Source organism: Streptomyces sp. NBC_01450 (assembly GCF_036227505.1).
Classification (GTDB): domain Bacteria; phylum Actinomycetota; class Actinomycetes; order Streptomycetales; family Streptomycetaceae; genus Streptomyces.
Map to the genome: position 1 here is coordinate 5903006 of NZ_CP109480.1, position 21799 is coordinate 5924804.

Annotated in this window: 18 protein-coding genes; 7 read left to right on the plus strand and 11 right to left on the minus strand. The window is 67.8% G+C overall.

All coding sequences use genetic code 11. The features are described 5' to 3' along the window. Positions 1–2: 2 nt before the first annotated feature. The 6 genes from yidC to OG568_RS26300 all read left to right on the plus strand — a co-directional run bounded on the left by yidC (position 3) and on the right by OG568_RS26300 (position 6140). The gene (gene yidC / locus OG568_RS26275) at positions 3–1313 is read left to right on the plus strand and encodes a membrane protein insertase YidC (RefSeq protein WP_329533341.1); all 1311 of its coding nucleotides are present in this window, start codon (positions 3–5) and stop codon (positions 1311–1313) included. 15 nt (positions 1314–1328) lie between these two features. Next, entirely contained in the window at positions 1329–1841 is a 513-nt protein-coding gene (locus OG568_RS26280; protein ID WP_329533342.1) for a Jag family protein, read from the plus strand. A 137-nt stretch (positions 1842–1978) separates the two neighbouring features. Then, on the plus strand, positions 1979–2695 hold the full coding sequence (gene rsmG, locus OG568_RS26285) for a 16S rRNA (guanine(527)-N(7))-methyltransferase RsmG (RefSeq protein ID WP_329533343.1): 717 nt from the start codon (positions 1979–1981) through the stop codon (positions 2693–2695). A gap of 339 nt (positions 2696–3034) precedes the next feature. After that, positions 3035–4108 carry a ParA family protein gene (locus OG568_RS26290; RefSeq protein ID WP_329536457.1) on the plus strand — a complete coding sequence of 358 codons (1074 nt, stop codon included), beginning with the start codon at positions 3035–3037 and terminating at the stop codon, positions 4106–4108. Further along, positions 4105–5196 (plus strand): ParB/RepB/Spo0J family partition protein, encoded by a 1092-nt coding sequence (locus OG568_RS26295; RefSeq protein WP_329533344.1) that lies wholly within the window; start codon positions 4105–4107, stop codon positions 5194–5196. Before OG568_RS26290 ends, OG568_RS26295 begins: the two co-directional genes overlap by 4 nt. Positions 5197–5522: 326 nt before the next feature. After that, positions 5523–6140 (plus strand): GNAT family N-acetyltransferase, encoded by a 618-nt coding sequence (locus OG568_RS26300; protein ID WP_266583863.1) that lies wholly within the window; start codon positions 5523–5525, stop codon positions 6138–6140. A 120-nt stretch (positions 6141–6260) separates the two neighbouring features. On the opposite strand, the gene trxA is transcribed toward OG568_RS26300, so the two are convergent. The 7 genes from trxA to OG568_RS26335 all read right to left on the minus strand — a co-directional run bounded on the left by trxA (position 6261) and on the right by OG568_RS26335 (position 16106). After that, positions 6261–6611: a thioredoxin gene (gene trxA / locus OG568_RS26305; RefSeq protein WP_329533345.1), complete on the minus strand. Its 351-nt coding sequence runs from the start codon at positions 6609–6611 to the stop codon at positions 6261–6263. A 42-nt stretch (positions 6612–6653) separates the two neighbouring features. Continuing rightward, a complete protein-coding gene (trxB, locus tag OG568_RS26310) occupies positions 6654–7616 on the minus strand; it encodes a thioredoxin-disulfide reductase (protein ID WP_329533346.1) in 963 nt (320 codons plus the stop codon). A gap of 184 nt (positions 7617–7800) precedes the next feature. Next, positions 7801–8745 (minus strand): hypothetical protein, encoded by a 945-nt coding sequence (locus tag OG568_RS26315; protein ID WP_329533347.1) that lies wholly within the window; start codon positions 8743–8745, stop codon positions 7801–7803. Further along, the gene (gene sigM / locus OG568_RS26320) at positions 8742–9473 is read right to left on the minus strand and encodes an RNA polymerase sigma factor SigM (protein ID WP_266626421.1); all 732 of its coding nucleotides are present in this window, start codon (positions 9471–9473) and stop codon (positions 8742–8744) included. The genes OG568_RS26315 and sigM overlap by 4 nt, the downstream gene beginning before the upstream one ends. A gap of 28 nt (positions 9474–9501) precedes the next feature. Further along, positions 9502–11220 (minus strand): protein kinase family protein, encoded by a 1719-nt coding sequence (locus OG568_RS26325; protein ID WP_329533348.1) that lies wholly within the window; start codon positions 11218–11220, stop codon positions 9502–9504. A 118-nt stretch (positions 11221–11338) separates the two neighbouring features. Next, positions 11339–13621 (minus strand): murein biosynthesis integral membrane protein MurJ, encoded by a 2283-nt coding sequence (murJ, locus tag OG568_RS26330; protein ID WP_329533349.1) that lies wholly within the window; start codon positions 13619–13621, stop codon positions 11339–11341. Between the two features lie 46 nt (positions 13622–13667). Next, positions 13668–16106 (minus strand): DUF6049 family protein, encoded by a 2439-nt coding sequence (locus OG568_RS26335; RefSeq protein WP_329533350.1) that lies wholly within the window; start codon positions 16104–16106, stop codon positions 13668–13670. 222 nt (positions 16107–16328) lie between these two features. On the opposite strand from OG568_RS26335, the gene OG568_RS26340 reads away from it, so the two are divergent. Then, positions 16329–17795, plus strand: coding sequence for a CCA tRNA nucleotidyltransferase (locus OG568_RS26340; RefSeq protein WP_266432666.1), 1467 nt, complete (start codon positions 16329–16331; stop codon positions 17793–17795). Between the two features lie 125 nt (positions 17796–17920). On the opposite strand, the gene OG568_RS26345 is transcribed toward OG568_RS26340, so the two are convergent. From OG568_RS26345 to OG568_RS26360, 4 genes are all read right to left on the minus strand, one after another. Beyond that, positions 17921–18415 (minus strand): LppU/SCO3897 family protein, encoded by a 495-nt coding sequence (locus OG568_RS26345; protein ID WP_329533351.1) that lies wholly within the window; start codon positions 18413–18415, stop codon positions 17921–17923. Between the two features lie 112 nt (positions 18416–18527). Further along, positions 18528–19790, minus strand: coding sequence for an MFS transporter (locus OG568_RS26350; protein WP_329533352.1), 1263 nt, complete (start codon positions 19788–19790; stop codon positions 18528–18530). A gap of 124 nt (positions 19791–19914) precedes the next feature. Continuing rightward, entirely contained in the window at positions 19915–20997 is a 1083-nt protein-coding gene (locus tag OG568_RS26355) for an inositol-3-phosphate synthase (RefSeq protein ID WP_266583851.1), read from the minus strand. Between the two features lie 44 nt (positions 20998–21041). Beyond that, entirely contained in the window at positions 21042–21773 is a 732-nt protein-coding gene (locus tag OG568_RS26360) for a PadR family transcriptional regulator (RefSeq protein WP_266432674.1), read from the minus strand. Between the last annotated feature and the right edge of the window lie 26 nt (positions 21774–21799).

Consider the following 21799-nt stretch of genomic DNA (forward strand, 5'->3'; position numbering starts at 1 on the left):
TAGTGGACACGATTGCCAGTCTGTTCAGCTTCATCACGACACCCGTTTCCTGGGTCATCGTTCAGTTCCACTCCGTATACGGGGCGATCTTCGGCCCCGACACGGGCTGGGCCTGGGGCCTGTCCATCGTGTCCCTGGTGATCCTGATCCGTATCTGCCTCATTCCGCTCTTCGTGAAGCAGATCAAGTCGACTCGGGCGATGCAGACGCTGCAGCCCGAGATGAAGAAGATCCAGGAGCGCTACAAGAACGACAAGCAGCGCCAGTCCGAAGAGATGATGAAGCTGTACAAGGAGACGGGTACCAACCCGCTCTCCTCGTGCCTTCCCATCCTGGCGCAGTCGCCGTTCTTCTTCGCCCTGTACCACGTGCTCAACGGCATCGCGACCGGCAAGACGATCGGTGTGATCAACCAGAGCCTGCTGGAGAGTGCGCAGAAGGCGCACATCTTCGGCGCACCGCTCGCGGCGAAGTTCACCGACAGCGCCGACAAGGTCGCCCAGCTCGGTGCCACGCTGACCGATGTCCGGGTCGTCACCGCGATCATGATCGTGCTGATGTCGAGCTCGCAGTTCTACACCCAGCGTCAGCTGATGACGAAGAACGTCGACACCACGGTGAAGACGCCCTTCATGCAGCAGCAGAAGATGCTGATGTACGTCTTCCCGGTCATGTTCGCCGTCTTCGGCATCAACTTCCCGGTCGGTGTCCTCGTCTACTGGCTGACCACGAACGTGTGGACCATGGGCCAGCAGATGTACGTCATCCGCAACAACCCGACCCCCGGCTCCAAGGCTCAGGCCGCGTACCTGGAGCGCCTGCAGAAGCACGTCACGCAGCACGAGAAGACGCGCGGTCGTGGTGAGAAGGCCATCGTCAAGGCGATCGTGGCCAAGGGCCGTGACCGTAACGAGTTCGAGCGCAAGTTCATCAACAGCCTGACCAAGGTGGGCCTGGTGGCCCAGGCTGACGGCAACGTGGTGAAGGGTGAGGCCGCGACGGTCGTCGAGACCGAGGACGGCACCACGACCACCACCGGCGGCGGCGCTCCCAAGCGTCAGCAGCCGAAGCGCCAGTCCAAGTCCCAGCGCCAGTCGGGCACGGCGGCCGGTGGGGCGAAGGCGGCGGGCGAGTCCGAGCCGAAGACCTCGCTGACCAAGTCCGACGAGCCGGAGGACGCCCAGCCGGAGGACGCCAAGCCTGCCCCCAAGCCGGCAGGTGGCGGCAACAAGCCGGGCACCGGTACCCGCAGCAAAGCCCAGTCCGGACAGCGCAAGGGTCCGCAGCGGCCCAAGTCCCCGTCCAAGAAGTAAGAAGGAGTCCATCCCGTGACGGAAGGCACCACCACCTCCGCCGCCGCTGAGGGCGACACTCTGACCCGCCTTGAGCAGGAAGGCGAGATCGCGGCGGACTACCTCGAGGGTCTGCTGGATATCGCCGATCTCGACGGCGACATCGACATGGACGTCGAGGCCGATCGCGCCGCTGTCTCGATCATCAGCGACGCCGGCGGCCGCGACCTGCAGAAGCTGGTCGGTCGCGACGGCGAGGTGCTCGAGGCCCTTCAGGAGCTCACGCGCCTGGCCGTTCACCGGGAGACCGGGGACCGCAGCCGACTGATGCTGGACATCGCGGGCTACCGCGCCAAGAAGCGCGAGGAGCTCTCCGAGCTGGGCGCCAAGGCCGCGGCCGAGGTGAAGAGCTCCGGCGAGCCGGTGAAGATGAAGCCGATGACGCCCTTCGAGCGCAAGGTCGTCCACGACGCGGTCAAGGCCGCGGGTCTGCGCAGTGAGTCCGAGGGCGAGGAGCCGCAGCGCTTCGTCGTCGTGCTTCCCGCCTGATCGGTACGAAGGTTCCTCCGGCCCCGTCTGTTCAGCAGGCGGGGCCGAACTTTGTCAGCCTGGTAGTCCCCGGTAGTCCCTGATAGTTCTGGTGGTCAGCGCTCAGCGCGCTTATGCGGTACGGAAGGACGGTCCCCGTGACGGAGGCAGCAGAGCTTCCCCCTGCGCCCGAGCAGGCGCGCGAGGTATTCGGCGATCGCTTCGAGGACGCGGTCCGGTACGCGGAGCTGTTGGCCGAGGCGGGAGTGAAGCGAGGGCTGATCGGCCCCCGTGAAGTGCCCCGGCTGTGGGAGCGGCACCTGCTGAACTGCGCGGTGCTCTCCGAGGTCGTGCCCGAGGGTGTGACCGTGTGCGACGTCGGCTCCGGCGCGGGGCTGCCCGGCATTCCGCTGGCCCTGGTCCGTGATGACATCAAGATCACTCTGCTGGAACCGTTGCTGCGACGGACCAACTTCCTCACCGAGGTCGTCGAGCTCCTCGGCCTCGACCATGTGACCGTCTTGCGTGGTCGTGCCGAGGAGGTCATGGGGACGCTGCCAGCGGTCCACGTGGTGACCGCGCGGGCCGTCGCTCCACTGGACCGGCTGGCGACGTGGGGCATCCCGCTTCTCCGCCCGTACGGCGAGATGCTGGCTCTCAAGGGCGATACCGCGGAGGAAGAGCTGAAGAGCGCTGCGACGGCCCTCAGCAAGCTCGGCGCCGTGGAGACGTCCATCCTGCACGTCGGCGAGGGCATTGTGGACCCGCTGTCGACCGTGGTGCGGGTCGAGGTCGGGGAGAGCCCGGGTGGTGTGCGCTTCGCCGCGAAAAGGGCGAAGGCGGCCCGGACAGGGCGGACACGCCGACGGCGTTGATCCTGGACGTGAGATGGATCGTGGACTCCCGGTTCCGCAGGGCGGAGCCGGGAGTTCTTCGTCACTCCACCTGATGCGTCCTGACGACGAGCCGTACTCCACACAAGCTGCCAAACCTACGCATCTCGGAGTGTCGCGCCGTCGTGGCCGTGGCCGCTATGCATCGTGTTTCACGTGAAACGTCGCTCACTGCTGCACGGCATCATCAGTCGCGGACGCGCTGCGGCCGAACCCCGCGATCGGAAGCCTCTCGGTTCACTCGCGGAGGGTGCGGAGTTGTCCACAGAGGTGGATTTCTCCACAGAAGAACGGGCCTCGCTGGTTCATGACCCCGAAGGCATGGGAGGCTCTGTTCATTGCGAGCCTGAAGTCGAGGAGAGTGAATCCTTGCGGTCCGACGCCAACATCGCGGGACCGATGACCGATCCGGTCCCCGGTCCCCGTACCGAGTCAATGGGGGAGGAAGTTTCACGTGAAACACCGCCCCCAATGGACGACACTCCTATTGGTCGTGCTGCCCAACTGGCGGTGGAGGCGCTGGGTCGCGCCGGTGAGGGCCTGCCACGGCCCGAGCAGACACGCGTCATGGTGGTCGCCAACCAGAAGGGTGGGGTGGGTAAGACCACGACCACGGTCAATCTTGCTGCGTCGCTGGCCCTGCATGGCGGCCGCGTCCTGGTGATCGACCTCGACCCTCAGGGCAATGCCTCCACCGCGCTGGGCATCGACCATCACGCCGAAGTGCCTTCCATCTACGACGTGCTGATCGACAGCAAGCCGCTCTCCGAAGTCGTCCAGCCGGTCCCCGATGTCGAGGGCCTCTTCTGTGCGCCTGCCACGATCGATCTCGCCGGTGCGGAGATCGAGCTGGTGTCCCTGGTGGCACGGGAGAGCCGACTGGAGCGGGCGATCCAGGCGTACGAGCAGCCGCTGGACTACATCCTCATCGACTGCCCGCCCTCGCTCGGCCTCCTCACGGTCAACGCGCTGGTCGCCGGTGCGGAGGTCCTCATTCCTATCCAGTGCGAGTACTACGCGCTGGAAGGCCTGGGCCAGCTCCTGCGGAACGTCGACCTGGTACGGGGGCATCTCAACCCCAACCTCCATGTCTCGACGATCCTGCTCACCATGTACGACGGCCGGACACGCCTCGCGTCCCAGGTCGCGGACGAGGTGCGCAGCCACTTCGGTGAAGAGGTGCTGCGGACGAGCATTCCTCGTTCGGTCCGTATCTCCGAGGCCCCGAGCTATGGCCAGACGGTGCTGACCTACGATCCAGGTTCGAGCGGTGCCCTCTCGTATCTTGAGGCCGCACGAGAAATTGCCCTCCGCGGAGTCGGAGTGGCGTATGACGCGCAGAACGCCCATGTGGGTGCACAGAACAGTCAGAACATGGTGGAGGGGATCCAGTGAGTGAGCGACGACGAGGGCTGGGGCGGGGCCTCGGCGCACTGATCCCCGCGGCTCCGACGGAGAAGACGGTTCCCTCACCGGCAGGTGGAGGCTCCTCGTCGGCGGCCGTACCCGTGCTCACGGCAGAGCGCGGGGTGGCTGCGGCGAAGGTGACCACACTGCCGCCTGTTTCACATGAAACAGAGGAGTCGTCGACGATCGGAAGCCCGGAGGTGCCCTCCGCGCCCGTCGGCGCTCACTTCGCTGAACTGCCCCTCGACCACATCACCCCCAACCCGCGTCAGCCCCGCGAGGTGTTCGACGAGGACGCGCTTGCGGAGCTCGTCACCTCCATCAAGGAGGTAGGGCTTCTCCAGCCCGTCGTCGTGCGGCAGGTGGGTCAGGCACGCTACGAGCTCATCATGGGTGAGCGGCGCTTCCGTGCCTGCCGTGAGGCGGGCCTTGAGGCCATTCCTGCGATCGTGCGGGCCACGGACGACGAGAAGCTGCTCCTGGACGCGCTGCTGGAGAACCTGCACCGCGCCCAGCTGAACCCGCTGGAAGAGGCGGCCGCCTACGACCAGCTGCTGCAGGACTTCAACTGCACGCACGACCAGCTGGCGGACCGTATCGGACGCTCACGTCCGCAGGTCTCCAACACCCTGCGCCTGCTGAAGCTCTCGCCGGCGGTTCAGCGTCGTGTCGCCGCCGGAGTGCTCTCCGCGGGCCATGCCCGCGCCCTGCTCTCCGTCGCGGACTCGGAGGAGCAGGACAGGCTGGCCCACCGCATCGTGGCCGAGGGGCTGTCGGTGCGGGCCGTCGAGGAGATCGTCACCCTCATGGGATCGCGTCCTCAGACCGCTGCGCGTTCCAAGGGACCACGGGCAGGCACCCGGCTCTCTCCGGCGCTGAGTGACCTCGCCACGCGTCTCTCGGACCGCTTCGAGACTCGGGTGAAGGTCGACCTGGGGCAGAAGAAGGGGAAGATCACGGTCGAGTTCGCTTCGATGGACGACCTCGAGCGGATCCTGAGCTCGCTCGCCCCGGGTGAGGGAGGGGTTCTGCAGAGGAGCCTCCTGGACGACGACTCCGAGGACATGGAGGCCTGAGTCGCCCGGTGACGGGATGGTCCCCGTCGGCCGACCATAAGAGCGGGCCGTGTCCGGTGTGTACCGGAACACGGCCTGCTCTTTGCTTTCAGGCAGTATCGATGGAATCGCTTCGTGGATACGATGCGATCGGGTATGGCGCATCCACCTGGCGGCACCTTCATTGGGGAGGCGGGGGCCATGCAAACCGTGAGCCGTACCGGATTGGTGACCGCAGGCCTGGGACTGGGGGCGGTCGGTGGGTTCATCGGCAGCCTGCTCAGGGAGCGAAGCGCTCTGACAGCCGCCCGCGAGGCTGCGGGCGAAGGAAGCGAGGAACATCCTTCATGGGGCGCAGGCTCGTACCGCTCACGCTGGACAACCTTCCGGACCTTCCCAAGCGCTGTCGCGCGTGTGTCTTCTGGGAACTGGATCCCGTCAGTGGTGAAGCCGCGGTAAAGGCGGGAAGGCCCGAACTCGAGAAGGAGGCGTGGATCTCCGCCGTCCTGCTGGAGTGGGGATCCTGCGGCCGCGTCGTCTACGTGGACGACGTACCGGTCGGCTTCGTGCTGTACGCACCCCCCGCTTATGTCCCCCGCTCCACGGCGTTCCCCACGAGCCCGGTCTCACCGGACGCCGTCCAGCTGATGACCGCCTTCATCATGCCGGGCTATCAGGGACAGGGACTCGGCCGGGTGATGGTCCAGACGGTCGCCAAGGATCTGCTGCGTCGGGGCTTCAAGGCGATCGAGGCCTTCGGAGACGCGCGGTGGAAGGAACCGGCCTGTGTGCTTCCCGCCGACCATCTCCTCGCCGTCGGCTTCAAGACGGTACGCCCCCACCCCACATACCCCCGCCTGAGGCTGGAGCTGCGTACGACGCTCTCCTGGAAGGAAGACGTGGAGTTGGCTCTGGACCGCCTCCTGGGGGCGGTACAGAAGGAACCGGCGCTTCGTCCTCTGTAGTGGCTGTGGTGCCGCCCGCCGTCCCAAGCCCTCCGCCACGCAAATGGGCCAGCCCTTCCGGGCTGGCCCATTCGTGTTTCACGTGAAACATCGCCGCCGCTTGCAGGGCGGCGTTGCCGGTCAGACGGTCTTCTCGGCGCCCTCGGTGATGAAGTCCTCCAGGTCGCGGACGATCGCGGCCTTCGGCTTCGCACCCACGATGGTCTTGGCGACCTCGCCACCCTGGTAGACGTTCAGGGTCGGGATGGACATGACGCCGTACTTGGCGGCCGTACCCGGGTTCTCGTCGATGTTGAGCTTGACGACCTCGATCTGGTCGCCGTACTCCGCGGCGATCGCCTCGAGGGACGGCGCGATCTGGCGGCACGGACCGCACCAGGCGGCCCAGAAGTCCACCAGGACGGGCTTGTCGTTCTTGAGGACGTCCTGCTCGAAGGAGTCGTCGGTCACATTCTTCAGGGTGCCGGCCACGGCGGGCTCCTTAACTGGTTGGTGCGGTGGGGCGGACGGGGGTCAGACGGTGGCAGCCGCGGCGGTCTCGCTGTCCGCGAGGGCAGCGAGGTAGCGCTCGGCGTCGAGGGCGGCGGAGCAGCCGGTGCCGGCCGCGGTGATCGCCTGGCGGTACGTGTGGTCGACGACATCACCGGCGCCGAAGACACCGGTCAGGTTCGTCCGGGTCGAAGGCGCCTCGACCTTGAGGTAGCCCTCCTCGTCCAGGTCGAGCTGGCCCTTGAAGAGCTCGGTGCGCGGGTCGTGGCCGATCGCGATGAACAGGCCGGTCACCGGCAGGTCGGAGATCTCATCGGTCTTGAGATTGCGCAGCTTCAGGCCGGCGAGCTTGGGGTCGCCCTCGATCGAGGCGATCTCGCTGTCCCAGACGAAATTGATCTTCGGGTCGGCGAAGGCACGCTCCTGCATCGCCTTGGAGGCGCGCAGGGTGTCACGGCGGTGCACGATCGTCACGGACTTGGCGAAGCGGGAGAGGAAGGTCGCCTCCTCCATCGCGGTGTCGCCACCGCCGATCACGGCGATGTCCTGGCCCTTGAAGAAGAAGCCGTCACAGGTCGCGCACCACGAGACACCGCGTCCGGAGAGCGCGTCCTCGTTGGGCAGACCCAGCTTGCGGTGCTGCGAGCCCGTCGTGACGATGACGGCCTTGGCGCGGTGCACCGTGCCCGCGGTGTCCGTGACGGTCTTGATCTCGCCCGTCAGATCGACGGCGACGACGTCGTCCGGGATCAGCTCGGCACCGAAGCGCTCGGCCTGGGCGCGCATGTTGTCCATGAGCTCGGGGCCCATGATGCCGTCCTGGAAGCCGGGGAAGTTCTCCACCTCGGTGGTGTTCATCAGCGCACCACCGGCGGTGACGGCGCCTTCGAAGACCAGCGGCTTCAGCGACGCGCGTGCGGTGTACAGCGCTGCCGTGTAGCCGGCAGGCCCGGATCCGATGATGATCACGTTACGGACGTCGCTCACGGCTTCATTCCTCGTTTCTGGAGACTGCTGCGTACTGCCGGTGGGAGCCTCTCTCAGAACTCTCACCCCACCCAACGGATCCTAAGGGGCTTGCATTCCCGGTGTGTCCGGGCACACGAAGACGAGACACCGCACACAGATGCCATGGGGTTACCGGGGAGGAGGCGGGTCGACGCGGACGTACTCAGGAGCGGGCGTACGAGTGTGTCAGCAGGAGCTTCCCAGGAGACGCCGAGGCCTGCTTCACACACGCGGCGTCGACGATGTACGCCGTGACCTTCGTGCTGTCGGAGGCGTCGGGCACGACGACGAGGTACACGCTCGTCCCCTTATATGTGCCCTGCTGTGCCGCGAGGACCGTCGCGGTGCTTCCGGTGCCCTTCTGAATACAGTCGGGGACCTGCACGGTGGGCGTGATCAGGGTGTCGATCCCGGCGGACCCGTTGCCCGCGCCATCGGACGCGGCTCCCCAGGGACGCTTCGGGCTGGCGGACCGGGTGTTCGCGCTCTTGTTCTTCGCGAGGAGATCCGCGACCTGAGTCTTCAGCTTTTCCTCGGAGAAAGTGTCCTTCGCCCCCTGCTGCGTCACCGTCTGCGGGCTCTTGTCGGAGCCGTCCCCCAGTGACTGCACGAGGATCGCGCCCAGCCCCAGAGCGGCGGCTGTGAACACCGTGCCGAGAACGACCACCCTGCGACGTCCCCGGCGGCCCCGACGCGAGCGGCCGGGGCCGGTGGCGGCGTGGGAATGTCCCGAGGGCCGGTCCGTGGTGGAAGCAAGGCTCGGTTCACCCGACGTGTGTGAAACCCCGGCGACCGATGTTTCACGTGAAACACTCGCGCGGTTGTCCTCGGCCGCTTCACGGTCGGCAGCCGTGGCACTCAGCAGAGCTTCCGCGGCGAGGGCGGCATCGATGCGGCCGGCCACATCGTCAGGCATGCGCGTGGGGCCCGGCAGGGTCCCGAGCAGCCCTCGGATCTCCTCCAGGGAGTCGTACACGTCGGCACAGAGCACGCACTCGTCGAGGTGTCGCCGTACGTCCGCGGTGCGAGAGGGCGCGAGCAGCCCTTCGGAGAGGTCGGAGATCTCCGCGACATCCGGGTGCCCGGCCGTATCCGTCGTGGACGTCACGCTCGCCCACCTCCGCCCTTCACAGCCGCTGAATCACTCGGTCCTGCATCACGTGGCCCTGCATCGTGCGGTCCCGCTGCCGGTGGGACGGATGTCCCCTGGGTCCGGTTCCTTCCCCCGCCCGACTTGTTGCCGCCCTCGCCTCTTCCGTTCTCCGCGCGGAGATGGGTGAGCAGCGGGAGAAGTCTGGCTCTGCCCCGTGCGCAACGGCTCTTCACCGTGCCGACGGGCACATCGAGGACGCGGGCCGCCTCCGCCACGGGGTAGCCCTGCATGTCGACCAGGACGAGAGCGGCGCGCTGGTCGGCCGGGAGCGTGCCCAGGGCCGTCAGCAGCTCCCGGTGCAGATCGTTGCGCTCGGCCGGGGCGGCGGCGGACTCGTGCGGTTCGAGGAGTTGTTCCAGCCGTTCGGTGTCATCGACGGGAGACGTCTTCCTGGAGGCGGCCTTGCGGGCGCGGTCCAGACAGGCGTTCACCGTGATGCGGTGCAGCCAGGTCGTGACGGCCGACTGGCCGCGGAAGGTGTGAGCGGCCCGGTAGGCGGATACCAGCGCGTCCTGAACGGCGTCAGCGGCCTCCTCGCGGTCTCCCAGCGTCCGCAGGGCCACCGCCCAGAGCCGGTCACGATGACGCCGCACGATCTCACCGAAGGCCTCGGGGTCGCCCTCCACATGACGGGCGAGGAGGTCCTGATCGCTTGCGTCGCCATATCCGGTTTCATCGGCCATCGGACCCCCTCCCCCTCGTCGACGAACGTCAGCCGGTGAATTTCACGTCCGTGATGGCTTGCTTGTAGCCGGCGTTGCTGTACTGGTCACCGGACGCGTAGGGCATTGCCGTGATCCACAACAGTACGTACTGAGTCTTCGCCTTCTTATCGACCGTGATCTTCGCGCTGGCGCCGCTCGTCGTGATGGTCCCGATCTTCGTCATCGAGTCCACTGACGTCGAAGAGCTCATCGAGTCCGTCGCGTAGAGGGTGATCGTGGTGTGATCACCGGGGTACCGGAGCCCTATCGAAGCCGCCGTGACAGTCTGCTGCGAACCCAGGTCGTAGACGATGCCGACGCCGGGCTTGAAGGCCGGCTTCATCTCCGGACCGTCCACGAAGCTCTTGCTTCGCCAATAGGTCGAGCTGTCGCCGTCGTACGTCTTGCCCACGTCCTCGGGCGCCTGGGCATCACCCTTCGCGACGTACTCCTGCGCAGCCTTGATGGTGATCGGCTTGACCGGCTTGGTCTTGTCGGTGCTCTTGTCGTTGCCGTCCGTGGTCTTGGTCGGCTTTGTGTCGTCGGACTTGGCGTGATCCATCAGGGCGTCCGCCAGCTGCCAGCTGCCGAGGCCCAGGGCGGCGATCAGGAGGGCCGAAACGGCCCACTTGAGGGCCGTGCCGGTGCGGCTCTGCAATGGGGGCGGCGGGGCCGGTACGGGCTGTGTGGCGCCCATGTGGGGCGCGGGGCGACCGTAGCTGCCCTGCTGGTACGAGGTGCGCTGGTACTCCGGCGGGGCCGTGAACGCGGGCTCCGGCGGGCGGATGCGGGGCATCTCCGCGATCGCCTTCACCAGCTCCTCCGGCGTGGTGCACGGAGTCTCGTGGCGGGAGGCGGTCGCGCCGTCGTTGGCGAGCGCGCGCATGGCGAGCTCCGACAGGCCGCGGTGGACGCCGGCGCGCACCTGGTCGGGGGCGATGAGGCCGACCCCCTTGGGCAGCCCGGACAGACCGTAGGCGTTGCTGTCGTAGGGCCAGCGCTGGGTGAGCGCGGCGTACAGCAGCGCTCCGATCGCCTCCGTGTCGGTGCGCTGCGGGGTGTCCGAGCTGATGCCGCGCAGTGCGGCGTTCACAGCGAGCCCACGGATGCGCCACTGGCCCGTCGAGGTGCGCAGCACGGCGCTCGGCGTCAGCTGCAGATGCGCGAGACCCTCACGGTGCGCGGCGGCCATGGCCTGGGAGACCTGGCTGACCATCTGGTAGGCCTCGTGCACCTCCAGCGGGCCCGAGGCCAGCAGCGCGGTCAGCTCGGTGGCGTCCGGCAGCCACTCGTGCACCACGTAGACGAGGTCGTTCTCCTCGACCGCGTCCAGGACCTGGACGAACCGGGGATCGCCCAGGAGGGCCGAGGAACGGGCCGCCGCCAGTACGGAGCGGGCCCGTGGATGGTCGGCGGGCAGGAGATGCACGCCGACGGCGCGGCGGAGTTTCTCGTCCACCGCACGCCAACTGCTGAAGCCGTCCAGACGGGTGACGCACTCCTCGAGGCGATAGCGCCTGGCGAGTTTGTGACCACTGTGCAGTTCGGGCGGTGAGGCCTTTCCGGGACTCTCGGTCCCGCCGCTCCCCTGTGCCTCTTCGCTGTCCGTCTCCCGCTCCCGGTTCTGGGCCACCCCGTCGGACGTGGACTGGTCCGCCTTCGCGGTCAGCGGCTCGTCGCCGCTGTTGTCTGCCACGTCGACGGCAGCCGTGCTCCGTTCCGCCACCGTCGTTCCCGCCTCCCCATTCGTTGCGCGCTGTCCGACGCAGAAACCAATTGTGCCCACAGTCCGGCGCTATGCACGACACACGGCGACGGACGATGGTTGTGCGCCTACCCCCGCTTCAGCGCCCCAGGCGCCCGCGGACCATTCCGACCATTGAGTTGAGTTCTTCGATGCGCATCTTCCGCGCGGCGACGTAGAAGACGCCGAGCAGGGCGATGCCACCCGCGAGGAGGGCTGCCAGGGAGCCCCCGACGCCTTGACCGAGAGTGTGGCCGATGCCGTAGCAGGCCGCCCCACTCAGGAGGGCCGCGGGCACCGAGGCAATACCGAGACGGGCGTACGTCCGCAGGACGCGGGTGCCGTCCAGATCACCGCCGAGCCGCTTGCGCAGCCGACTCCAGGCGACACCGACGCCGATCGCGTAGGCGATGCCGTATGAGGCCGCCATGCCTGCCACGGCCCAGCGGGGTGGCAGAGCGAAGTAGCAGAGTGCCGAGGCACCGGCGTTGACGGCGGCCACGATGACCGTGTTGTAGAAGGGCGTGCGGGTGTCCTCGTACGCGTAGAAGGCACGCAGGACGACGTACTGCACGGAGTAGGGGATCAGGCCGAGGCCGAAGGCCATCAGCATGTAGCCCATGTTCGTGGCTTCGCTGGTGCCCGAGGAGCCGAAGATCAGGGTGCACATCGGGATGCCGAGGGAGACGAAGCCGAAGGAGACGGGCACGATCGCCACGGCCGTGGTGCGCAGGCCCTGGGAGATGTCGTCGCGAACGGCTCCGGCGTCGCCCTCTTGGGCCGAGCGTGCGAGGCGCGGCAGCAGGGCGGCCATCAAGGACACGGTGATGATGGCCTGCGGCAGGCCCCAGATGAGCTGGGCGTTGGCGTAGGCCGCGAAGCCGGTGCCATCGACGGGTGAGTCCTTGCCGGCTGCGGTGGACAACTGCGAGACCACGATCGCGCCGGCCTGGTTGGCGAGGACGAAGAGCACGGTCCACTTGGCGAGCATCGCCGCCTTGCCCAGCCCGTGGCCCTTCCAGTCGAAGCGCAGTCGCAGCCGGAATCCGGTCTCCCGCAGGTACGGGATCATCGCGAGGGACTGGACGACGAGGCCGAGCAGAACACCGACACCGAGGAGCCGCTCGCCCTCCGGCGGGATGGTCGTGACCTTCATGCCGGAGCTCGCCGCGGAGCCGTACACCCAGATGAACATGCCGAGCGTCACGATGATGACGATGTTGTTGAGGACCGGGGTCCACATCATCGCGCCGAACTTGCCGCGCGCGTTGAGGATCTGGCCCATCACCACGTGGATGCCCATGAAGAAGATCGAGGGCAGGAAGTAGCGGACGAAGGTGACGGCGACCTGGTTGGCCGCCGGGTCGCTGGCGACCGGGTTCGACAGCACCCGGATCAGGAGAGGCGCGGCGAAGATGCCAAGCGCGGTCAGTGCGCCGAGGGCCACCATCACGACGGTGAGCAGCCGGTTGGCGTAGGCCTCGCCGCCGTCGTCGTCCTCCTTCATGGCGCGCACGAGCTGCGGTACGAAGACGGAGTTCAGGCCGCCGCCGACGGTCAAGATGTAGATCATCGTCGGAAGCTGGTACGCGACCTGGAAGGTGTCGCCGAGGAGGCCGACGCCCAGGGCCGAGACGATCAGCGCGGAGCGGATGAAGCCGGTGAGCCGGGACACCAGCGTGCCCGCCGCCATCACCGCGCTCGACTTCAGCAGACCCGACGCGCGTCCGCCGGACTTCTTCGCGGCGGGCGCCGCTTCGGGTGCGGGGGTCTGCGGGGCGGCCGGAGTCGGTTCCTGGGCCGGTGACGGTACGCCGGGCGGGGCGACGGAGGTACGGGTGCCGGCCTGGCCCTGGTCGCGGAAGAGGTGCGCGAAGGCATCCGGCTCGTGCTGCTGCTCGCCGGCCTGGGTCACGAGGTCGTCCACGCCGACGAACTGGGTCGTGCGGGCGTCCTCGCCGTAGGGCAGGTGCCGCGTCGGGCCCGCGGGCTCTGGCGGGGGCGTCTGGGCCCACACGCGGGGGTCGGGGGTGTACTGCGAGGTGGGCGGCTGGGCGTAGAGCGGCTGCTGCGGGTAGTAGGAGCCAGGGGGCGGCGGGGGGTGCGCCGCACGGTCGTAGAGCGCCTCGGTCACCGGATCCTGGGCGGCGAGGTCCTGCGCCCGGTAGGGGTCCTGGGTGTAGGCGTCCTGAAAGTACATGTCCTGGTACTGACCCTGCGGCTGCTCGGCCGGAGGCCCCTCCCGGTACCCCTCGGGGTAGCCGGTGTTGGCCATGCCCTGGTCCGGGTAGCCCGAGCCGCTCACGGCCTGGTCCGGGTAGTCCTCGGGGTAGCCCGAGCTGCCCGCGCCCTGGCCGCGGTCACCGTCGTACGGCGCGTTCATGGTTACCCCACCTCATCGTCCCCGGGCCCACGGGCCACGACATCGCTCAACGGTCCACTCTCTCACCCGTGCCGGACGGGTCGGTGCTTTCCGGTGCGGTGTCCGGTGTCGGGTCACTCGGGTGCTCCGGGTCGTCTGCCCCGGACTCCGTCGTGGACTCCCCGTCGGGACCGTCCTTGGAGCGCTCGGTGTCCTCAGTAGTGTCTACGGTGCCTTCGGCGTCCTTGTTCACGCCGGTCAGGCCCTCGGCCCCGCCGTCGGTGTCGGGGGTGTCCTCCTGCTCCTCCTCGGCCTGGCGGGCGGCCGCGCGCTTGCGCTGGGTGTACATCCGGAATCCGGCGAGCACGAGCAGCAGGACGCCTCCGCCGATGACCAGCATCACCGTGGGAGTGATCTCGGTGACCTTCACTTCGAACTTGACGGGAGGACCGTACGCCTGGCCGTCGTCCGTGAACAACTGCGCGAAGACCGTCACCGGGCCGTTGGCCTTGGCGGAGGTGGTGAACTTCACCGACTGGCTGTGCTCGCCCGCGACCTGGATCGGCCGCTCGTCGAAGGCGTCGTCGCCGATCTTGAGCCGGGTCGGCTGCTGCGAGGTGAGACGCAGCACCAGGTGGTGGACGCCCTGCACGAGGTTGTTCTGCACCGTCACGGGGATCGTGGCGCTGCGCCCCGAGAGCTTCGCGTCGGATTTGTCGATCAGCTTGACGAGACCGGTGAGGTCCTCGAGGTACGACTCCACGCCGTCGCGGAAGGTGTCCCCCTGGGCGCCACGGCCGCGCCAGGACGTCGACATCCCCCGGTCTATGGCCCGACCGAAGGGAGTGACCACGCGGGACTTGTCGGTGAGGATGACCTTGAAGTTGTCGAGCGTGTTCTGCGTGGTCTGGATCTGCTCGAAGGCCGACCGCGGCAGCTCCTGCTTGCGCAGCGAGGAGGGGTACGAGGACGCCGACGGCACCTTGGTCGTGGCGCTCGGGTCCGGCTTGGCCTTGGCGGCCGCGGAGAGGTTCTGGGACTCCGACCAGTTTCCGTCCTGGAGGGCCCTCACCGCCGTCGCCATGGTCTGCGCCTGGCTCACGGAGGGCATGCGCTGCGGGGCGACGACGATGCTCCGCTGCTTGCTCGGCTCCTGCAGATCGACCATCAGGCTCTGGGCCAGGAATTCCTGCACGGCGAGCGTCGAGTTGTCGGCCTTCGCCATGTCGCCCTCGAACGCGGTCGACAACCGGGAGTCGGCGACCACCGCCGTCGTGCCGCCCCCGATGGGGCGGGCGGCGGTGGGCGTGTAGGTCAGGCCGCCGGTCTCGCGCAGGCTGTCGCTGCGGGCGATCACCTTGTCGGCGCCGGCGGAGGTGGCGACCTTGACGATCGACGGATCGACGGCGCCCTCGGCGGGCCAGGCGAAGTCGGTGTTCGGCTTCACATGGAGAATCGTCTGCACCGTGGTGGAGGCCACATCGGTGGCGTCCTTGAGGTGGCTCAGGGAACCGGTGACGTCCTTGCCGTTGTGCGCCAGCGACGCGAGATCCGGGTCGGCGAAGGGGAGAGCGACGACTTCCTTGTCCACGACGGTCTTCTCGAGCCTGTCGAGCCACGCCTTGGCGACGGCCTGGTTCTTGCCCGCCGTCGTGGTGTCACCGTTCTTGATCTGGTAGCTGCGTGTCATGGCGTCAACGGAGGCCAGCAGGTCCGGGTCGAGGACCCAGGTGACGTCGAGGTCGCTGCCCATGGACAGGAGCTGGTCGAGGCGACCGCCGGGGGAGATCTCCTTGGCCAGGTCGTCGTTCTGGAAGACAGGCGTCTGCTGGGCGTCCGAGCCGGTCTCCGCCCGCAGGTGGACCGTCGAGACCAGCGGCCAGAGATACGTCGTCTTCGTCTTCGTGTCGGCGGCGCCGGGCTGCCAGGGCAGGAACGTCCGCTCGATGCCGAGCACCTGGTCCCAGGGCTGTGCGGCGGTCCGGCCGGTGAGCGAGACGCCGAGCTGGTACACCCCGTCGGAGTCGAGGTTCAGCTCTTTGACGGGCACCGAGATGCTGAAGTGCTGCGAGACGCCCGCGGCGAGCTTGGAGAACTTCTCGACGTACTTGCCGCCGACTTCCAGGGGGTCCGGACCCAGTTCGAACCCGGTGCGCTTCTCCGCGTCGTCGATGGCGACCCGGCCCTGGAGGGACGGCCCTACGCGCAGGCCCACATGCGCGCCCGTGACCGTCTGCTTGCCCTTGTTGGTGACCGAACCGGAGACGGTGATCGTGTCGTCGTCCGTGGGCGCGCTGGGGGTCAGCGAGTCGAGGGAGATGTCCACCCCGCCCGACCCGGTGGCATCGGCCACAGCGGCCGGCTGAGCGGCGTGTGCGGCCGGTGAAGCGGGCAGCTGGAGCACGCCGGCCAGCAGAGGCGCACCGGCCAGCAGTGTGCCGGTGCGCCGCAGCCACCGACGGGCAGGTGAGGGACTCATCCCCTGGAAGTCTGCCGCCTCGGCCACGCGCTCGCCCGTCCCTCGTCATCGTCAGTGGTCGTCGGAATGTGCGTCCACGCATGGTAACGATGCGCGCTGAGGGTAAGTGCCGCGGACCGCTCCACAAGATCGGGAGACAGGGGCGAGTGTCCTGTATGCGTACGTATTGATCCCCCTATGGGGAGCAGACGGCTGTGCACGTTTTATGGAGGCGCCCGCGAGTGCCTCGGCCACGTACCCTTTTCTGTTGTGCCGAACGCCAACGAAGACAATCCCAGTGCCCTGAGCCAGGTGCAGCGCCGCGCGGTGAGTGAACTGCTGCGGGTGTCCCCTGTCGCCGACGACCTCGCCCGCCGTTTTCAGGAGGCGGGGTTCTCACTCGCCCTGGTCGGCGGCTCGGTCCGGGACGCGCTCCTTGGCCGGCTCGGCAACGATCTGGACTTCACGACCGACGCCCGCCCCGATGACGTACTGAAGATCGTGCGGCCCTGGGCGGACGCCGTCTGGGAGGTCGGGATCGCCTTCGGCACCGTCGGCGCGCAGAAGGACGCCCGCGTGGACGACGTACAGCAGTCCTTCCAGATCGAGATCACGACGTATCGATCCGAGGCGTACGACCGGACCTCGCGCAAGCCCGAGGTGTCCTACGGCGACTCGATCGAGGAAGACCTCGTGCGCCGGGACTTCACCGTGAACGCGATGGCCGTGGCGCTGCCGGAGAAGGAGTTCATCGATCCGTACGGCGGTCTGGACGACCTGTCCGCACGGGCCCTGCGGACCCCGGGCACGCCCGAGGAGTCCTTCTCCGACGATCCGCTGCGGATGATGCGGGCGGCGCGGTTCGCCGCGCAGCTCGACTTCGAGGTGGCTCCCGAGGTCGTCGCGGCGATGACGGACATGGCCGAGCGCATCGAGATCGTCTCGGCGGAGCGCGTGCGGGACGAGCTGAACAAGCTGATCCTCTCCGCGTACCCGCGGAAGGGCCTGACGCTGCTCGTGGACACCGGCCTCGCCGACCATGTGCTGCCGGAGCTCCCCGCGCTGCGACTGGAGCGTGACGAGCACCACCGGCACAAGGACGTCTACGACCACACGCTGATCGTCCTGGAGCAGGCCATGGAGCTCGAGGAGGATGGTCCGGACCTGACGCTGCGGCTCGCCGCGCTGCTGCACGACATCGGCAAGCCGAGGACGCGGCGTTTCGAGAAGGACGGGCGGGTCTCCTTCCATCACCACGAGGTGGTGGGCGCGAAGATGACCAAGAAGCGGATGACGGCGCTCAAGTACTCCAACGACCTTGTGAAGGACGTCTCACGCCTGGTCGAGCTTCATCTGCGTTTTCATGGATACGGCACCGGCGAGTGGACGGACTCCGCGGTCCGTCGCTATGTGCGTGACGCGGGTCCACTCCTCGATCGTCTCCACAAGCTGACCCGTTCCGACTGCACTACGCGCAACAAGCGCAAGGCGACGACGCTCTCTCGTGCCTATGACGGCCTGGAAGAGCGCATCGGCGAGCTCCAGGAGCAGGAGCAGCTGGACGCGATCCGCCCCGACCTCGACGGCAACCAGATCATGGAGATCCTGGGCATCGGCCCGGGCCCGGCGATCGGCCAGGCGTACAAGTTCCTGCTGGAGCTGAGGCTGGAGAACGGCCCGATGGAGCACGACGCGGCGGTGACGGCGCTCAAGGAGTGGTGGGCCGAGCAGGGCTGAGGCTCACAGAGCGGGCCGAGTGGGGTCATGTTTCACGTGAAACATGACCTCGGGGTCTGTGCCGGAGAGTGCCAAGGGGCGGTGTTTCACGTGAAACACCGCCCCTTCGAGCGTGGGTGAAGCACTTACTTGGCGGAGTACTCCGACAGGCAGAGGGTGAAGTCGTCCTTGCCGGTCTCGGTGTACTCGGCGTACTTGGTGCGGTCGCAGCCGGAGTTGTCGCTCTTCTTCTCCGCGACCTTGTATTTGGCCTTGGAGCTGGTGCAGTCCACGACCTTGAGTCCGGGATCCGTGGAGCTGTCCGGGTTGCTGATGCTCATGCAGTCGCCGACCTTGGCGGTGTCGGGATCGTGGCGGCTCGATATGTAGCCGACGAGGGCAGCTATGAGCGCTCCGGCCACGACGACGATGCGCAGGTACCACTTGAAGCCGCGCTTCGGGCGCTGCGGTGCGACCGGAGCGTAGGGAACCGTCCCCTGCTGCGGGAAGCCGGGCTGGCCGGGCTGCTGCGGATAACCCTGCGGCGGCGGTCCGTACGGAGCCTGGTCCTGGGACGGCTGTCCGTAGGGCTGCTGGCCCTGAGCGAACGGGTTCTGGCCCTGGGGCGGCGGAGTGGTCACTTAGGGGTCCCCCTAGAACGTGAGCGCGTGGCGCGAATAAGACGCACGTAAGTTATCGAGACCCACTGACAATGCAGTAGCCCAGAGAGGCTCTGTGGCACTGATGTGACACTTACTGCAGACCAAAGCGGTCCATAGCAACAGCAATTGCTGCGTAGACCGTGGCCAACGTGACGACGAGGGCAGCTGAGCGGCCGTCAGGAGGCAGCATCAGGGCGGCTACCGCGGCCGCACCGACGAACGCGACGTTGAACAGGACGTCGTAAACGGAGAAGATCCGGCCGCGGTACCCGTCGTCGACCGAGGACTGCACGATCGTGTCGGTGGCGATCTTCGCGCCCTGTGTGGTCAGGCCGAGAACGAAGGCGGCGGCCAGCATGGGCGCCGCGTCGAAGGGAAGGCCGAGTGCGGGTTCCAGGACCGCCGCCGCGGCCGCGCACGCGACGATCCAGCCGCCGGGGCCCAGTCGTCCCACCGCCCAGGGCGTCACCACGGCCGCGACGAAGAAGCCCGCCCCGGAGATGCCCACGGCCAGGCCCAGCAGGGCGAGCCCGCCGTCGGAGCCGGACGACCAGGCGTACCGGCACAGCATCAGCACCATGACGGTCAGGGCGCCATAGCAGAAGCGCATCAGGGTCATCGACAGGAGCGCCCAGGCTGCCTCCCGCCGTGCGGGTTCGGCGAGATGGCGCACGCCGGCCACGAGACCGCGCGCGGTGCCGGTGAGCGCCGTACGCAAGCTCGGCTGCACCAACTCCGAGTTGGGGCCTAGCAGTTCCGGTGCCATACGCAGGGAGGCGAGCGCCGCGCACAGGTAGAGGGCCGCGCCGAGGAGGACGACCGCCGCGTCGGAGTCCGAGGCGACCAGCCGTACGACGAACGCGAGACCGCCGCCCGCGGTCGCGGCGAGTGTTCCGGCGGTGGGCGACAGGGCGTTGGCCATGACCAGCCGGTCGGGGTCGACGACGCGGGGCAGAGCGGCGGAGAGGCCCGCCAGGACGAACCGGTTGACCGCGGTGACACACAGCGCGGAGGCGTAGAAGAGCCAGTCGGGGACGTGGCTCAGCATCAGTACGGCCGTCACGCAGGCCAGCGCGGTCCGCAGCAGATTGCCGTACAGGAGGACCTGGCGGCGCCGCCAGCGGTCGAGCAGGACACCGGCGAAGGGGCCGACGAGGGAGTACGGGAGGAGCAGTACCGCCATCGCGGAGGCGATCGAGGCCGCGGAGGTCTGCTTCTCCGGTGAGAAGACGACGTACGTGGCGAGCGCGACCTGGTAGACGCCGTCGGCGCCCTGCGACAGCAACCGGACACCGAGCAGGCGTCTGAAGCCCTGGAAGCGCAGGAGGACGCGCAGGTCACGCACGACAGCCATGGAGCACAGCCTCACATACGAGGAGGGTCCCCGGGCCAAAGACCCAGGGACCCTCGACGGGCAGGAGCGAAAGGCTCCTCGGCGCTCCGCGCCGTGTCTCGCCGGCGCTCGGAGGCCTGTCTTGCTAGCGCTCGACCTCGCCCTTGATGAACTTCTCGACGTTGGCGAAGGCCTCGTCGTCGAAGTACTGGACCGGCGGGGACTTCATGAAGTACGAGGACGCCGACAGGATCGGACCACCGATGCCGCGGTCCTTGGCGATCTTCGCGGCGCGCAGGGCGTCGATGATGACACCCGCGGAGTTCGGGGAGTCCCAGACCTCGAGCTTGTACTCCAGGTTCAGCGGGACGTCACCGAAGGCGCGGCCCTCGAGGCGGACGTACGCCCACTTGCGGTCGTCGAGCCACTGCACGTAGTCCGAGGGACCGATGTGGACGTTCTTCTCGCCCAGGTCGCGGTCGGGGATCTGCGAGGTGACGGCCTGCGTCTTCGAGATCTTCTTGGACTCGAGGCGGTCGCGCTCCAGCATGTTCTTGAAGTCCATGTTGCCGCCCACGTTGAGCTGCATGGTGCGCTCGAGACGGACACCGCGGTCTTCGAACAGCTTCGCCATCACACGGTGCGTGATGGTGGCGCCGACCTGCGACTTGATGTCGTCGCCGACGATCGGGACGCCCGCCTCGGTGAACTTGTCCGCCCACTCCTTGGTGCCGGCGATGAAGACCGGAAGAGCGTTGACGAAGGCGACCTTGGCGTCGATGGCGCACTGGGCGTAGAACTTCGCCGCGTCCTCGGAACCGACGGGCAGGTAGCAGATGAGGACGTCGACCTGCTTGTCCTTGAGGACCTGGACCACGTCGACCGGGGTCTCGGCGGACTCCTCGATCGTCATGCGGTAGTACTTGCCCAGACCGTCGAGCGTGTGGCCACGCTGGACCGTGACGCCCTTGTTCGGGACGTCGCAGATCTTGATGGTGTTGTTCTCGCTGGCACCGATGGCGTCGGAGAGGTCGAGGCCGACCTTCTTCGCGTCGACGTCGAAGGCGGCGACGAACTCGACGTCACCGACGTGGTAGTCGCCGAACTGGACGTGCATCAGACCCGGGACCTTGGACGCCGGGTCGGCGTCCTTGTAGTACTCGACGCCCTGCACCAGCGAGGCGGCGCAGTTGCCCACGCCGACGATGGCTACGCGAACCGAACCCATTCCGGTTGCTCCCTGTGTGTACGAGGTGAAGCCCCGACTGGACCTCACGTGGTGGTGTCGTCGGACGGATCCGGCCGGGACTGGTCCCGGTGCCGGGGCAGGCCGCCCGTCTCTCCAGATGTGCTGTTCTGCTGAGCGGAGCCTTCGGAGGCGCCCAGGGAGCTGCCTTCGGAGACGCCTTGGGGGGCGCCTTCGGAGGCGGAACCCTTGACGTCCCGTCCCACCCGCTCGCTCTCGATGAGCTCGTTCAGCCAGCGCACTTCGCGCTCCACGGACTCCATTCCGTGGCGCTGGAGCTCAAGGGTGTAGTCGTCGAGGCGCTCCCTGGTGCGTGCCAGAGAGGCACGCATCTTCTCCAGGCGCTCCTCGAGACGACTGCGGCGGCCCTCCAGTACGCGCATGCGCACGTCGCGTGACGTCTGCCCGAAGAACGCGAAACGAGCCGCGAAGTGCTCGTCCTCGTACGCGTCGGGTCCCGTCTGTGAGAGCAGCTCCTCGAAGTGTTCTTTACCTTCCGCCGTCAATCGATAGACGATCTTGGCGCGACGCCCCGCGAGTGGCGCGGCGAGGGCGTCCTCGGTGGTGTTCCCCGATTCCTCGATCAACCAGCCGCTCGCGACCAGCGTCTTGAGGCAGGGGTAGAGCGTCCCGTAGCTGAACGCACGGAACACACCCAGTGACGTATTGAGTCGTTTGCGCAGCTCATAGCCGTGCATCGGGGACTCGCGGAGCAGACCGAGGACGGCGAACTCGAGGATCCCGGAACGCCGGCTCATGTCGCCTCCTCACTGCCGCGGTCTCC